Here is a 15,202-nt window from a genome sequence, read left to right as displayed (position 1 = left end):
CTGTGCCAAGATTGATTTGATCTTGATTTTTATAGTAATTTTCTAGGTTGGATTTATTTTTAGTTGTTTTTAGATGAATCAACTGCATTGAGTCTTTGGTTTTGTATGCAGTTTAATGGTGCGTTAAGTAAGTGCAGATGCACTCTCGAGGTGCTGAGGTTTCAATAAATCTTTTGTGAAAGAATTATATTGAGTTAATTCATTGACCAAGATAGTAATTAGCTTGATGCATAAGCCGAATCATTTACCTCTTTTCCTGTATCACTTAAATCGTATCCTAAATATTTACGACAACCTTATTCATCCCAGACCAATTTTTGCGGGCAATTGAACATCCCTGTACTGAAATACCTTGGTAATTGATTGAGCAAAGCCAATATCTCTTCTCTTGAAAACTCTTGCCCATAAGAAGCTCGCTCAGCTTCGTACGGAACCTCAGCCCAGTATAGATTCTTGCTTGCATCGTGCAGTATCTGAAAGCTTTGACCTATTTCATCGACCAAGCCAAGGTAATCACCTAAGTCCAACAAGCACCAAAAATAGTCATCCAACAAGTCGGTAAATGTCACTCGAACTTCCGCGTCAGACTCTACCGTCCGCTCAATGGCGGGGTGCTGCTCGAAGTGGGCATAGACGATAAAATTTTCCCATGTGGCGGTTGCTAAGGCACGATTTTCTATACTCATGGGCATCTTGTTCACAAAAGGTCGTAATCCATCTTCCAGCGTCCAAACAGGAAAATCATCCTTTTTGCCACCAGTCGCTAGACTCCAAGCTTGCCCGCCCACATACAGCAGAGATTCACACCAATTCATCTCAGGATTAACTCTATCGTCGAATATCCTCGGCCAGTGCAGTGATGCCTCGAACCACGCCTGTCCTCGTGCAATCGCATAACAGGCGGCATAAAGCAGCGCATCATCGCCAAAGGGGCCTCGTCTTGCTCGCGATGCTATCAGCAACTTCTCCAATCGCTCTGTCAATCGTAACGCAAAGGCAACAATCTCATCGGGATGCATATTGCTCAATGTGGATTTGAGTGGAAGTAAGCTCGCAACATCTTGTCCTGACAACAGTAATGGATGATCTACTTTTGTCATCAATGCCCAAAACTTGGACTCTGGCATAAGGGAGGGCAATGTAGTCATTGGTAGTTTATTCCATCAAAAGAGAGTAAAAATCGAAAATCTTCAGCAAGAATAATCTGTTATTCAATAAGTGGTCACTGACGTCGGTGAGATAAATTACTCATATGACAACATCCCTTCTGAAAGTCATTTAATTCAGCGCCATCTTTAGACAGATTAAAGTCCACTGTTGTTTGATTTTCAACATTTTCACAAGAAATTGCAGTGTTTCTGCTCATATTGACCTATTTCACTTTATAAACTGGCACAAAAAGTGCTTCATTCTTTCTGTCAGAGTAGAAGCGTTCAGCATAGTCAGTCACATCGACTGCTATGTGGGTCATTGCTCAGAAATCAGCTCACTTTTTTTATAAGCTTTGTCTTATGGAAAAAGTGCAGCTCTTTTTTGAATGTGACCCCGTCTCTTTCAATCTATTTGATTGGGTCACGGTTTATCCAAAAGATGAGGTTGAAAATATGAATAGCGCCAATATGACTACATTAGCTGAACAAGACTACAGCTTAGAAGAACTGCAAAAAGAAGCTCGTATGGGAGCTTTGGGTCAAGAAACCTTTGAACGCGAAGTCCGAGTGATTGATTTATCTGACTTTGAACAACGTAAATATGAGATTGCGGAACAACTCTGGACGGCTGCCACTGATATTGGTTTCTTTCAGGTCTCGCATCATGGTATTCCACTTGAGCAGATTCAAACTGCATTTGACATGACACAACAGTTTTTTGATCTGCCTGAACCGGTCAAAGCACGCTACCCACTTCATCGAAATGCAGGTTGGGAAAGTAAGGCTCAAGTTCGTCCATCAACCAGTACCCCAGACCAGAAAGAATCCTACCAAATCACTCGCCCACGTATGGATGGACTTTATCCAACCGAGCAAGAGCTGCCTGACTTTAAAAATACCATGCTTGAATTTGAACAAGCGTGTTGGCACGTGGGTATGAAAATACTCTCCTGTTTTGCTTATAAACTGGGTTTTGCAGATAACTTTTTTAGCCTTGCTCATGATCCTGAACAAGACAGCTATCAAAGCACTTTAAGAATGTTGCATTACTATGCTATTGATCCTGCTCTGAAAGATCAATTAGGTCTATGGCGTGCAGGCGCACATACCGATTTTGATTGTTTAACCTTATTGTTTCAGCGTAATGGTCAAGGTGGTCTGCAAGTGTGCCCAGGTAAAGATATGGAGCAACAACAATGGACCAGTATCGAACCACGAGATGATGTGATCACTTGTAATATCGGCGATATGTTAATGCGTTGGAGTGATGATCAATTACCTTCTAATTTCCATCGAGTCAAAAATCCAGAAGCAGATGAATACCAAGGAGCACGTTATAGCCTCGCTTTCTTCTGTCAAGCCAATGAAGATGTGCTAATTGAAAGCCCACAAAAGAAATATCCAGCAATTACAGCCAAGGAATATTTAAAACAACGCATCAGTGCGAATTTTAAAGGGAAATACTAATCGTTGATTCATTGTAGACAGAGGTAAATCGTCTCTGTCTACTCTTAAAAAATATCGATTTATTTTTTCCGTTTATGATCTTTTCCGTGATCTCTTCTTGGTTCTTTTAGGTACCGCTTTTTGAGGAATATTGATTTTTCCCGTACCTAAACCTCTGAAAAAATAGTTAACAAGATAAATGAATAAAAAACCAAAATAGAAAAATGGAAAGATCGTAATAGTGCTAATACATGCTTCCCAAAAAATTACGCCAATTCGATAATTATAACTTAACTGGATGAGTGCACCTCTACGGCTACCATCCTGAAAGGAAATTTCATCATGTAGAAAATGTAGGATGCCGATTAAGAGGAATAAGAAAAATATACCTGAAACAATCGTTTTTTTTATTAATGGTTTCTCCAGCCATGGATATTTCTCCGATGCTTTAAACTCGGCCTGAAAAAATTTACTATAAATTTTTTCCTGAAACGCCTTGCTCACGCCGACTCTCTTAATGAATAAGAAGCACAAATAACCTCCGAAAACAGAGGTTACAATCGTATAATAAATACTTGAAAGAATAGTAAAAAATGGCAATGGACCTTTAGTCCCTACCGTAATCAACATCTGCTCTGTGATATAACGATAAATCTCATACTGCCACTGATTGCGTGGATATGCTGGAAATAAAAATAACGGTAAAATAAATACAATAATCAAAAGGCTAATATGTATTTTCGCCTGTCTTTTTTCTTTAGCTCGTTGTTCAAGCGCCAAACGTCTTTGTTCTAATTTTTCTTGCTTCTTTTGCTTTGTGTGCTGTTCAAGCAATTCTCTTGCTACATAACGTTTTGTTGACATAGAAAATCAATATTTATGTTTTATATAAAAATCTTAATTAGAAAATAATAAAGATATGCGAATATTCATAGAATCAAGAATTCTAAATTAAAATGAGCAACCTTCCAATATTATAAAGTACATATCTTCTTTTATAAAATTTATACAGTCAGAGATTCACAATCTCTGACTGTACTGATGCATTGGAGTGATGATCAATTACCTTCTAATTTCCACCGAGTCAAAAATCCAGAAGCAGATGAATACCAAGGAGCACGTTATAGTCTGGCGTTCTTCTGCCAAGCCAATGAAGATGTGCTGATCGAAAGCCCACAAAAGAAATATCCAGCAATTACAGCGAAGGAATATCTAAAACAACGCATCAGTGCGAATTTTAAAGGGAAATACTGATTATTTAGATAGGGTTTGAAGTAATTTTCAAACCCTATCTAGTCGTCAACATACTTGAACTATGGTTTGGCATTGTTGAGTTACTGGATCGTGGAAGACGTATGCAGCAGCCTCATCATGAAAATAATCTGGAATTGTAATTTGCCCTAGAAAGACTAATGGTTTTTTCTCTCCTATCGGCCAAGCTGGTGCTTGGAGCCATTTAGGTGGTTTCTTTGCATAGCGAAAGAGTTCCAATATTCTGCATTGTAGCCATTTTTTTAATTCATCTTTTGATAGTTTTTCTGGGGCTTCTTGCATAAGTTGTTGTACATAACTTGGATCAAGTTCCAACCACTTTGGTTGAACTACAGCAATAAGCTTAACCATATCAGCCTTACCACTAGACACTCGCACGTTAATCCCTTGTTGTTCTTTTAAATATTTTACAATCACGGATTCGGCATTCAACACATCAATCGGATTGCGATAATTTAGAGTGATCAAATAATGATAAAGCGTGTGGGCAGCAAGTGCGTATTGTGGAGCTAGCTCAGCAGATAATAATTTTTCAATATCAGGATCATTGTATAAAGCATCTTCGAATAAGCGCGTTTCCATATGGCCTTCGACAAATTGCACTAATATATTAACTGTAGATAACATAATATTTATCAATCCTTTGCCAATTTAACCCTTAAGCATTAACTTTTACCACCATAGCGACTACTACACTGGTCGTATAAGCTTAATGCGTTTCCCTGCAATGGTCACGCCACGCAAAAAAGCAGCCTCCAAACCACGAATGACATTCGTAGCTAGACACGTCTGCAAATCGGAATAATCAGCGAATTTAGCATTAACAGGGTCATGGAACTCGGCTCGTCGATCAACGCTAGTACGAACGAAATGTTTTTCTTCCAGACCATAAGCGGCTTGTTTCAGGTCAGGAACAGGAATGCCAATCGACCAGCTTTTTTCTTTGTCTGACGGATAGGTGACGCAACACTTGCCAAGCCCAATAACATCGCCGTGGTTAAACACCAAATACATCAAGAGTCGCCACTCACCCAAATCTTCAGTGTTTATCGACGGCGTGAGTGTCTCAATGTATTTGTTAGCCAACGCCTCAATCGCATTTATATCTACGACATCATTCAGCTTCATCACTCCAATGTATGAAAGAACTCTGATCTTCGGATAATTGTGCATTTTTTCCCTATAAATTTGTATATCGTAAACTGTAATAGCTCAAATCTGAATTGTTCTTTATCATGGTAAAAGAGTACTTAAGCGCAAATCGATACGAATTTGAAAAAAAAAGTCCGCCTTTCTAAAAATAGTTTTATCGGGTCTGAGCACGTTTGAGAATAGCATCCCAATCTATCTGCATGAGATTCGACAATTCAGTTTTGAAGTAACTGTCATGGTGCCCGATATATGCGGGAAAATTTATTAATGGATGATTATTCCATTGTTGCGCAAACCAATGTTCTATCAATGTTGACGCAGTTGCCCAAGGATCAACTTCATCCCATTCTTCATCATTAGCATAATTATCGTAATCATATATCTCCACAGGAATTGCAATCGTATTATCAATTAGAAAGTCATGTTTATTAGAATTAATAGAATTACCGTACTCATCCATCGCCCATAAGCTCACAGAAAACTGACTATCAAACTGTGATGAATCGTATTCTATAAGCAAGAACTTTGTTGTGTCATGCCATGATCGATTAGACAACATGGCTAACTCTGTGTTTAATTGATGTTCTATAGATTTTAAATGTGCTTGTGCAACTTTAATGAACTGCTTTTTATCAATACTCATTATGATCGCTCGACATCAATTCAATATCTTTCAAATATTAAGATTTATAAAAACAGGCAAAACTCTTGATTCAAAAACTACTTCATATTCCAATCAAGAACACAAGGCTTCTCTTGCAGGGTATCTTCTGGTTCTATTTCGTAAACCTTATAAGAAATAAAATTATATCAAGAAAAGAATCTAAAAAAGCTTCTGAATGCACTAGATTACTGAACAGAATAGGCCATTTAAAAGAAAATATAAAAGCATGGTTTAATGGTTACAAATTCACGATCTCTGACTGTACTAAAGCCTCAGTGATCCAGCACGGTTGAGATAAATGATGGACATCACAATTACTGCCACCACCAATGCGATCTACGACCAGAAAATCACTATTTGCTTCCAAAGTAATTAAAGGATGATGCCATACCCCTTGATGGTAGGTAATTCCCTGCTGCCCATTGCTGATAAAAGCTTGAATCCGTTGCTCATCAGGTCGCGTTTGATCAAAAGGCAACGCCACAACAACAATAAACTTCTGTTGCTGTAATGGAATAAAAGACTGTGAACCATACGGATGTCGTTCCAACATCTCAATCTGAAATGGAATGGGAGTTGCAAACAGATTATGAAAAATACTCATCCCTACCGCGACCTGATCGCCTGACACCTGTGCAAGAGATAAGGCGTGATAGCGTTCAGTGAGTCCCTGATTAATCGGAATAAAGTCTTTGTTGCTCTTTTCAATCACATCCCCAAAATCAGCAAAACTGTCTTGAGTTAAAGGCCGAATTTCAATATTTTTTTCATGCATAGGTTGATTCTCTTTAGATCAGTTGCATCGCGTGAGCAACACTGTCGCGCAAGACAACTTTTGCGCTGTTGCTTTATTTGCTTAAAAATAACTACAGGTTATGCAATCAAATTAAAATCAAAAGCTCAAAAACCAATGGCTGCGCCATTGGTTTTTGAGGGTGTGCTAAGGGGCTTCGCCCCTTAAATCCCTGAAAAATCATTTTGCAACCAGTGCCGCTTTCCCCCATAAACGAATCCGACTAATCCCGCCATCAGGAATCATATTGACGCGGATATAATTCACTTTTTGATGTTGAAGCACTTCTGCAACATACTCATGAATATTGTCCATGCTCAAAGGTTGCTGTTCCAATAAAAAAGGCCAGAACATACTCTGCGGAATAAGTTGCGCATCGGTTGCATCTTCAATATAAGCAGCTTGAATCGAACAAAACGCAGGAAAATTCCCTTTAAAATACGCGGTATCTACATCAATTTTTTCAATCTGGCCTGTTTGTCCCAAAGCAATAATGCACCAATCAAAACCAGGGGCACGGCGACGTTTGGTCTCCCAACCATCGCCCATATTTAAGCCTCGCTCAGGACTGAGTAGATTATTCGGATGGCCGAAATGCGCATCGCTAAAGGCCACAATACGCCCGCCATTTTTCAAACCAATCAAATCCATCTGCTGGGTTGTATCGACATTTTCGAGCAGCACACGGCCATACACTCTTAAACGTGCAATACCGCCATCAGGGAAAATATTAATGCGGATATGGGTAATTTTCTGAGCGGCACAGTCGAAAAAATGATGCTGGTCTGGAGATAAAACTGAGTTTTCTAATAACGTCGTCCAAGTAATACCTTCCAATTGATTATCTGGCGCATAGCAGCCCTCAACGGAAGCAGAGGCTGGATAATTGCCTGTAAAAAATGAGGTATCAATATCAAATCCAGATACAAGCCCTGTCACACCTAAACGAACAATACACCAATCATAACCAGACTCACGCTTACGTCGCGTTTCCCATCCATCCATCCATTTGCCATTGTCATCATATTTTCCTTCAATGAATTGAGCGGGTGTGCTTTGCAACATTCTTGCCGCTTCTGCAAAAAACTCATCGGAACAACTTATGATAGTTGCACCAATTCTGGCATCAGCAAGATTGGTTAATGCCTGCAAATGGGTCGGTAAAGCTACGGTTTTAGCAACATGCACTGTCATTGATCATTCCTGAAGGTTTCATTTCTATTCTATTATGCAAGATCCAGTCCAACTGGTCTGACCTGTTGTTAAAAATATAGCTATTTTTAAGCAACAGCACCAACAAAAAGATAAATTTTGTGTAGAATCAAACTGTTTATTTTTATATTTAAGGTGCGTTACTGATGAGTCCACAGGCTATGCTCAATGGAAAATCCTCTCAGGTGACTGAGCAAGCGGTGGAAGTGATTCATCAACGCATTCAACAAAATACTTATGCAGTTGGTTCTGCCTTACCCTCACAACGTGATCTTGCCCTCCAGTTGGGAATCAGCCGCGCTTCTTTACGTGAGGCATTAACCCGTCTTGCCGCTTTAGGATTGTTGGAAATTAAGGCGGGTAAAGGGGTTTATGTGATTTCACAGCATAGCCAAGCCGCTGAACAATGGGATGGCGAACACCGTGTTTCGCTTAAAGATTTCTATCAATTACGTTATGTATTGGAAGGTTTCTGTGCCCTGCTTGCATGTGAGTACTTAACCGAAGAGGATAAGTCGACCCTCCAACAACACTACCAATCACTTGCCAGTGCAATCAAACAGCAGAACTGGCAAGCAGCCTCTGAATTTGATTATGCTTTTCATCGGCACATTATTGAACTTAGTCACAATCAATCAATTATTCAAACACTTAAAATGCATACTGAATGGATTAAAAAAAGCCAGATCCTGCCTTTCGTTCAACCTAATCTGGCATTTAAAACCATTCAAGAACATGAATTAATTCTGCAAGCCTTATTTAAGCAAGATGCAGCTGCGGCTGAAAAAGCCATGCAAGCGCATATTATTGGTGCTGCGCAACGGGCGGGTGTGTACTTTTCTCGGCATAACAGCTCAATCTAAGCACGAAAATTAAATCTGCACCACTTTGCCCCATGCTTTGAACCACATCAATGCAACCTTTCTATTTTTGCTTTTTAATAAAGCAAATTATCTGGTATGACCAGTAAAACCAGTTGCTAAAATTGGCACACTTCTCGCTTAGAACTGTTTAGAAACTTATTTATATATTTAGGGTCTGAACGATGAATATTGCGATTGTAGGTGCAGGTATGGGCGGTTTGACTGCTGGTATCGCTTTAAAAAAATTTGGTCATCAGGTCACAATCTATGAACAAGCTGCCGAAATCTTACCTGTTGGGGCCGCTATTTCACTTTGGTCAAATGGGGTTAAGTGCCTCAACTATTTGGGCTTAACCGATCAAATTCAGGCGCTTGGTGGACAAATGGAATCTTTGGCTTATGTGGATGGACTGAGCCAACAAACCATGACCCAATTTAGCTTATCACCTTTATATAAAGAAGTCGGGCAACGTGCCTACCCTGTCGCCCGAGCAGATCTACAACAATTATTAATGCAGCAATTTGGTCTGGAAGATATCAGACTGGGCATGAAAATGACGGCGATTGAAAGCCATCAAGATGATGTCACCCTTCATTTTCATGATGGCTCACAAATTACAGCCGATTTACTGATTGGTGCAGATGGCACACATTCGCTCACCCGAAAATTTGTCCTCGGTTATCAGGTTGAACGTCGCTATGCAGGTTATGTGAATTGGAATGGTTTGGTTGATATTGATGAAGCCATTGCACCTGCCATGCAATGGACGACGTATATCGGTGAAGGTAAACGTGTCTCACTGATGCCTGTTGCCCAAAATCGTTTTTATTTTTTCTTTGATGTTCCGTTAGCGGCTGGGCTGGCCAATCAACGTGAACAATATAAGCAAGACCTCAAATCCCATTTCAGCGGCTGGTGTGAGCCTGTACAAAAACTGATTGGAGCTTTAGATGAGCAAAAAACCAATCGTGTCGAAATTCATGACATTGAACCGTTTATGGATTTTTATAAAGGACGTGTGGTGCTGCTCGGTGATGCAGCGCATAGCACCACCCCAGATATCGGACAAGGCGGCTGCCAAGCCATGGAAGATGCGATTTATCTTGCTCGTGCCTTGCAAATCAATACCTTTGGTTTAGAGGATGCATTGGCACGTTATCAAAATAAGCGCAATGATCGCACTAAGGAAATGGTGCTCCGAGCACGTAAGCGTTGCGATGTCACCCATATGAAAGATCCTCAAGTGACTGAAGAATGGTATCAATCGCTGTATCAAGAACAAGGTTCACATATCATGCAAGGCATCATCAGTAATATTATCGGCAATCCACTGGATTAAATCCTTAAAGGGGGCACTTATCAGCCCCCTCCTTTTGAGTTAAATCAACAACGATTTCTTAAGCCGCCAATAAGGCTTTTGCTGCGGCACGATGCTTCGTTTTCAGTTCCTCTAAATCAAGCCCCTGAATCTCGCCATGTTTGACTTGCCACTGACCTGCAACCATCACATGTTCTGCTTTATCTGCACCACACAAGAGTAAGGCTGCAATCGGGTCATGACTACCTGAGAATTTCAATTCATCGAGTTTATAACAGGCTAAATCGGCCTGATAATCAGGTGCAAATTGTCCTAAATGCTGTCCACGCCCTAATAGTTGCGCAGAACCATGGGTTCCCCAATGCAAGGCCAACTCAGGGGTAATCCTTTCGGCACCGTATTTTAAACGCTGTAAATACATGGCCTGACGAACTTCCAGAATTAAATTTGAAGCATCTCCAGAGGCAGAACCATCAACCCCCAAACCGACCTTGGCACCTGCCTGCATTAAATCAAGAGTTGGACAAATCCCTGAGGCGAGGCGCATATTGGAATGGGGACAATGACAAATCCCTACACCCGCCTGCCCTAAACGCTGAATTTCATCCGCATTAAAATGAATACCATGTGCCAACCAAGTCCGTTCATTCAGCCAACCCACGTGTTCTAAATAATCCACCGTACGCATACCAAACTTTTCCAGACAAAAGCTTTCCTCATCCAAGGTTTCGGCAAGGTGTGTATGCAATCGAACATCCAGTGTCTGGGCAAGTTGCGCGCTTTCTCGCATAATCTCCTGTGTGACCGAAAAGGGTGAGCATGGGGCCAAAGCAATATTGACCATGCCATTATCCCCCCGTTGATGATATTTCTGCACCAAGCGCTCACTGTCCCTTAAAATAACCTCCATGCTTTGCACAGTATGCTGTGGCGGTAAACCACCCTGTTCTTGTCCGAGACTCATCGAACCACGGGTTAACATCACCCGCATTCCCAATTGCTGCGCGGCATTAACTTGAATATCAATCGCATCGGTCAATTGTTGCGGGAATAAATAATGATGATCCGCAGCAAAGGTACAGCCCGATAACAACAACTCGGCCAAAGCCACTTGAGTCGCCACATGTAACTGTTCTGGATTTAGACGTGCCCATACCGGGTACAGATTAACCAACCATGGAAATAAAGGTAGATTAACCACAGGTGCCCAAGCCCGAGTCAAGGTTTGATAAAAATGATGATGGCTATTCACCAACCCAGGAATCACCACCAAATCTTTGGCATCGAATATGTCATCACATGGCAGACTCGGTTGCTGGTCCTTTGCCAAGACCTCGATGATTTTATTATTTTCAATTACCAAGCCATTACTCGCGTCGAGTTGATTCGCGGTATAAATTGCAAGTGGTTGTTTAATCCAGATTCTTGAACGGCTATTTAAGCTGGCCATCATGATTATTACCTCGTCCTTTAAAATTTGTAGCTCAGTGCAAAACGGTTTTGTAAGAAATTCTTGTCATAGCGTGGAGAAGTCTGAATCCCTGCAAAATTACTGACACTAAAACCTTTCAAAGCACCCTTGAAGTTATAAATGCCGAACAGCATGTATTCAGATTGGTTTCGACTGGCGAGATTTTCAGCCTCTTTTAAATCCATAAATGAATAACGTGCTCCTGCAATCACTTGATCTGTCAGTTTGCCCTCCAAAGACACCATCAAGGCATTGCCCGCACCTAAATCTTGGGTACTGGTAAAAAAAGGTTGTGCAAAAATTTCACCAGACGATGTCTGACTGGCATAAGGCATGAGTAACGCGCCATTTAAATAGCTGTTTTGATCGGGCTTAATATAGTTATAGGCCAGCTTCAAAGTGGCAGCGGGTAAAACTTTCAACGCAGCTTGGACACCCCAAACCTGACTATTGACCTCGCCTGCAAGTGCCTTGCCCTGATCCTTGCCAGACATATATTGCAGTGAAAACTCAGGAGCATAATTCAATTTTGGAAATGCCAGATCCGCTTGGGTATAGATCAAACGTAGATAATCATCATAATCCTGATACCACAGTTGTGTTTTCAGGGTCTTATCATCCGCTAGTGCAAAGCGTTTCCCAGCACCAATCGACCAAACTCCATCGGTTTGCAATTTTGAATTTTGACGTGAGCTTTTGGTGAACTCATCTTCCGCATAACTTTTATATTTATTTACTTTGGTCAGGCGCAGGAAATCATTGTTATTCCCGATCTGTACATCCGCAGCTTGATATAAGAACATCAATACACGGCGGTCCGCATAATCTCCCATAAACGGCAAATTGAGACGCTGATTCCCGACGGTCACCCGAGCCAAATCATTTTTCCACGTCAGATAGGCTTCTGCTAAACCATCACGATCTTCTTTTAATTCAGAGACTTCATCATTTTTGTTTTTTTCATCTAATCGGCGTTGAATATCATAGCCAATTCCTGCCTGCACTCCATAAAAAGGCGCTGTTTCATATTTGATATAGCCGCCAATCACCGTGGTATCTTGATTTAAATTATTCACAAAATAACCATTATTGAGTGAATAATAAGTAGACTTGACCACACCATGCACGCTACCACAGGCAAATACAGCGGAAATCGATTCAATTGAATTGTCCTGAGGCTGACAATCTTGTTGCAGATTAAATAAAGCATTTAAGCTGGTATCGGCAGCCCATGCAGGTAGTGTTGTCCCCATAGCGACTGCGAAAGCAACCGATGTTAAGTGAATTTTTTGCATAGATATCCCCTAGATCTTGGATCTAAAAATTGATTTAAAACGTTTAAAACCGACCTGCTGATGCTTTAAAAATCTTGCTTTGCACTTTTTTAAAGCCAAAACTCCCCCAGACCTATTCAAAATTGAATAAGTGACGTCTAACGATGTGCAGGTAAAAAGCAGGATTCAGTTTGAATATTCAATTCTGAATCCGTGATGATCAATGCCCTGAATTTAAGGGCAAGCTTGCCACTTCCACAGATTTTTTAGTGAATGGAAGATGATTGAAAATGATGTTGAGTAGAATTGCAGTAATACAGGTCGAACTGATCCCAGAGTGTAATAACATCTGCACAGAAACAGGGAATTGTGCATAAAACTCATGGTTTACAATCGGAATCATGCCAATCGCCAATGAGGTCGCGACAATAATCAGGTTCTTATGCTCGTTATAATCCACTTTTGCTAAAGTGCGAATTCCACTGGCTGCGACCGTTCCAAACAGGACAATCCCCGCTCCACCTAATACCGGCATCGGAATGGATGCGACTAAACGCCCCACAATCGGCAGTAAACCTAAAACAATCAGAATTCCCCCAGCAGTTGCCACTACGAATCGGCTCTTAATGCCAGTTATCGCCACCAGTCCAACATTCTGTGCAAATGCCGTTTGCATAAATGAACCAAAGATCGGTGAGATTGCACTCGATAACATATCTGCACGTAAGCCATCCCCAATCCGTTTAGAATCGACTTTGCTGCCCACGATTTCACCAATCGCAATAATATCTGCGGTGGTTTCCGTCATCACCACCAAGGTCACAATCACCATGGAAAGAATGGCAGAAAACTCAAAGACAGGAGAACCGAAGTGGAAAAAGCTCGGCAAAGCAAAGATAGAGCCTGAACCCACATTAGAAAAATCAGTGAATCCTGCAAAATAAGCCAGTATTGTTCCCAACACAATCGCAATCAAAATTGCAAGCCGACGCAAAATTTGGCTGCGTAACATACTAAAAATAATCACAATCGCTAAGGTCATTAATGCCAAACCGACATTGGCTGGATCCCCCCAGTTTTCAGCTTTAGGATTGCCGCCCATAATCCAGCGGATTGCCACAGGCGTCAGCGAAATACCGATCATGGTAATCACACAACCCGTCACCACTGGTGGGAAAAAACGGATGATTTTTGCAAAAAATGGGGTGAGCAACAGGCCAATAATCGACGCCACAATGACTGCACCAAACGCCGATGCCAAACCACCACCTGTGGTCACAATAGCAAGAATGGTGGCGACCCCTGCAAAAGATACACCCTGAACAATCGGCAATTTCGCCCCAAAATGCTTGAAACCAACGGTTTGCAAAACTGTGGCAATTCCCCCAACAAATAATGCAGCCGCTACCAACAATCCAATTTCCGAGGCTTGCAAACCTGCCGCAGCGCCAATAATTAACGGTGGTGCAATGATGCCGCCATACATGGTTAAGACATGCTGCAAACCATAAATGAGGTTTTTGTTCATGCCTAAATATTGATGTTCTGCTGATCCGTGAGCCTCACGGTCTAAGTTGTCTTGCTGCATGGGTTAATTCCTCAAATTAAATTCATAATGTCCACATTGCTTGAGTTGGTTTAGCTGCCACGATAGGTTGAATATGAAAACGGACTGATTAATAACGGCACGTGATAGTGCTGTTGAATATCAGCGACCTTAAAATCAATACACACACGTGGATAAAAACTTTCGGTATTCAAAGCTTGAAAATAATCGGCAACTTCAAAAATTAATTGGTAATTGCTCTGCACAAATACATCGATGTTGAATGTTTTAATACGACCATCGGTATCGGTAAGTTGCTGATCTAATAACACATAGCCTTGATCCACTTGCTGCAGTAATTTCACCAGAACCTTTGACGCAGGCTGACCCAGTGATGCATTTAAAATATGTGTGCTGATACCCGCCATTATTGAATCTCCTGATTTAAACGAAGCAGTGCAATTTCCCCTAATTGCTGCTTCACTTCGGCTTGCTCTTGTTCTGCTGTGTTTTTGAGTCTGCGTTGCAGCTCAGACAGTATCTGTTGCCCTGAACGACCTGCTGCACGAATCAGATAGATATGCCCAAATTTGTGCTCATAATCTAAATTGCCCTGATAAAGTGCCAGTTGCAGCACTGCATCGGTTTGGATCTGCCCTTGTTCTTGCTGAGAAAACTGCTGCTCTTTTTCAGACAACACCGCTGCCGCTTTTTTCTCGCCAATACGTGGATGTTGCGCCAAGGCCGTAGAAATTTCAGGCCATTGCCAGGTTTGGGCTTGTGCAAGCGCTGTTTTATAAAGCTGTTCTTTAGAGCTGTAAGGACGTTGCTGTAGCAATTCAGAAATCCAAGTGGGAATGTGCACACAGCCTTGCAAAACCCGTTGGGCCTCACCTGAATCTAGCTGATTGAATGTTTCGAGTTGCATCGCTGCTCCAATTTAACGCATTGTCTGACTGGTCAGACCAGATATCATAAATTAAGCAATGAATATGCCAACTATAAAAATTCACAGTAAAAGATTGCCGAGCTGATTTTT

The 15,202-nt window shown here is 41.2% G+C and carries 15 protein-coding genes and 1 pseudogene; 4 read left to right on the top strand and 12 right to left on the bottom strand.

Features of this window, described 5'->3' with window-relative positions:
* Positions 1 to 296: 296 nt before the first annotated feature.
* The gene (locus tag WA352_RS15040) at positions 297 to 1,127 is read right to left on the bottom strand and encodes a DUF4240 domain-containing protein (protein WP_277605247.1); all 831 of its coding nucleotides are present in this window, start codon (positions 1,125 to 1,127) and stop codon (positions 297 to 299) included.
* 477 nt (positions 1,128 to 1,604) lie between these two features.
* Here WA352_RS15040 and WA352_RS15035 point away from each other — a divergent pair, with 477 nt between their 5' ends.
* A complete protein-coding gene (locus tag WA352_RS15035; protein ID WP_033134707.1) occupies positions 1,605 to 2,618 on the top strand; it encodes an isopenicillin N synthase family dioxygenase in 1,014 nt (337 codons plus the stop codon).
* 72 nt (positions 2,619 to 2,690) lie between these two features.
* Here WA352_RS15035 and WA352_RS15030 read toward each other — a convergent pair whose 3' ends face one another.
* A complete protein-coding gene (locus tag WA352_RS15030) occupies positions 2,691 to 3,461 on the bottom strand; it encodes a hypothetical protein (protein WP_033134700.1) in 771 nt (256 codons plus the stop codon).
* A 171-nt stretch (positions 3,462 to 3,632) separates the two neighbouring features.
* Between WA352_RS15030 and WA352_RS15025 the strand changes: the two are divergent.
* A pseudogene (locus WA352_RS15025) lies at positions 3,633 to 3,851 on the top strand (2OG-Fe(II) oxygenase family protein); the annotation flags it as partial.
* A 45-nt stretch (positions 3,852 to 3,896) separates the two neighbouring features.
* On the opposite strand, the gene WA352_RS15020 reads toward WA352_RS15025, so the two are convergent.
* From WA352_RS15020 to alc, 5 genes are all read right to left on the bottom strand, one after another.
* Positions 3,897 to 4,496 carry a hypothetical protein gene (locus tag WA352_RS15020; RefSeq protein ID WP_033134698.1) on the bottom strand — a complete coding sequence of 200 codons (600 nt, stop codon included), beginning with the start codon at positions 4,494 to 4,496 and terminating at the stop codon, positions 3,897 to 3,899.
* 63 nt (positions 4,497 to 4,559) lie between these two features.
* Complete coding sequence (gene imm9 / locus WA352_RS15015) at positions 4,560 to 5,042, bottom strand: Imm9 family immunity protein (RefSeq protein WP_005204572.1); 483 nt, start codon at positions 5,040 to 5,042, stop codon at positions 4,560 to 4,562.
* A gap of 133 nt (positions 5,043 to 5,175) precedes the next feature.
* A complete protein-coding gene (locus WA352_RS15010; RefSeq protein WP_005204574.1) occupies positions 5,176 to 5,664 on the bottom strand; it encodes a hypothetical protein in 489 nt (162 codons plus the stop codon).
* Positions 5,665 to 5,923: 259 nt separating this feature from the next.
* Positions 5,924 to 6,460: an ureidoglycolate lyase gene (locus WA352_RS15005; RefSeq protein ID WP_005204576.1), complete on the bottom strand. Its 537-nt coding sequence runs from the start codon at positions 6,458 to 6,460 to the stop codon at positions 5,924 to 5,926.
* Positions 6,461 to 6,658: 198 nt separating this feature from the next.
* A complete protein-coding gene (gene alc, locus WA352_RS15000; RefSeq protein WP_033134697.1) occupies positions 6,659 to 7,672 on the bottom strand; it encodes an allantoicase in 1,014 nt (337 codons plus the stop codon).
* A 164-nt stretch (positions 7,673 to 7,836) separates the two neighbouring features.
* Between alc and WA352_RS14995 the strand changes: the two genes are divergently transcribed.
* Both WA352_RS14995 and hpxO read left to right on the top strand, forming a co-directional pair.
* Entirely contained in the window at positions 7,837 to 8,553 is a 717-nt protein-coding gene (locus tag WA352_RS14995) for a FadR/GntR family transcriptional regulator (protein WP_033134696.1), read from the top strand.
* Positions 8,554 to 8,735: 182 nt separating this feature from the next.
* Positions 8,736 to 9,893 (top strand): FAD-dependent urate hydroxylase HpxO, encoded by a 1,158-nt coding sequence (hpxO, locus tag WA352_RS14990; protein ID WP_033134695.1) that lies wholly within the window; start codon positions 8,736 to 8,738, stop codon positions 9,891 to 9,893.
* 58 nt (positions 9,894 to 9,951) lie between these two features.
* On the opposite strand, the gene WA352_RS14985 is transcribed toward hpxO, so the two are convergent.
* The 5 genes from WA352_RS14985 to uraD form a co-directional block, all read right to left on the bottom strand.
* Positions 9,952 to 11,325, bottom strand: coding sequence for an 8-oxoguanine deaminase (locus WA352_RS14985; protein WP_033134694.1), 1,374 nt, complete (start codon positions 11,323 to 11,325; stop codon positions 9,952 to 9,954).
* A gap of 17 nt (positions 11,326 to 11,342) precedes the next feature.
* Positions 11,343 to 12,638, bottom strand: a complete 1,296-nt coding sequence (locus WA352_RS14980; RefSeq protein ID WP_033134693.1) for an OprD family outer membrane porin — start codon at positions 12,636 to 12,638, stop codon at positions 11,343 to 11,345.
* Positions 12,639 to 12,837: 199 nt separating this feature from the next.
* Positions 12,838 to 14,205: a nucleobase:cation symporter-2 family protein gene (locus WA352_RS14975; RefSeq protein WP_004654259.1), complete on the bottom strand. Its 1,368-nt coding sequence runs from the start codon at positions 14,203 to 14,205 to the stop codon at positions 12,838 to 12,840.
* A gap of 50 nt (positions 14,206 to 14,255) precedes the next feature.
* Positions 14,256 to 14,591: a hydroxyisourate hydrolase gene (uraH, locus tag WA352_RS14970; RefSeq protein WP_033134692.1), complete on the bottom strand. Its 336-nt coding sequence runs from the start codon at positions 14,589 to 14,591 to the stop codon at positions 14,256 to 14,258.
* On the bottom strand, positions 14,591 to 15,091 hold the full coding sequence (uraD, locus tag WA352_RS14965) for a 2-oxo-4-hydroxy-4-carboxy-5-ureidoimidazoline decarboxylase (RefSeq protein WP_033134691.1): 501 nt from the start codon (positions 15,089 to 15,091) through the stop codon (positions 14,591 to 14,593). Before uraD ends, uraH begins: the two co-directional genes overlap by 1 nt.
* Positions 15,092 to 15,202 lie beyond the last annotated feature (111 nt).

This window comes from Acinetobacter sp. 102 (assembly GCF_037028485.1).
Taxonomy (GTDB): Bacteria; Pseudomonadota; Gammaproteobacteria; order Pseudomonadales; family Moraxellaceae; genus Acinetobacter; species Acinetobacter higginsii.
Note: the sequence above shows the minus strand (reverse complement) of the source record. Positions and strands in the feature narration are given on the sequence as shown.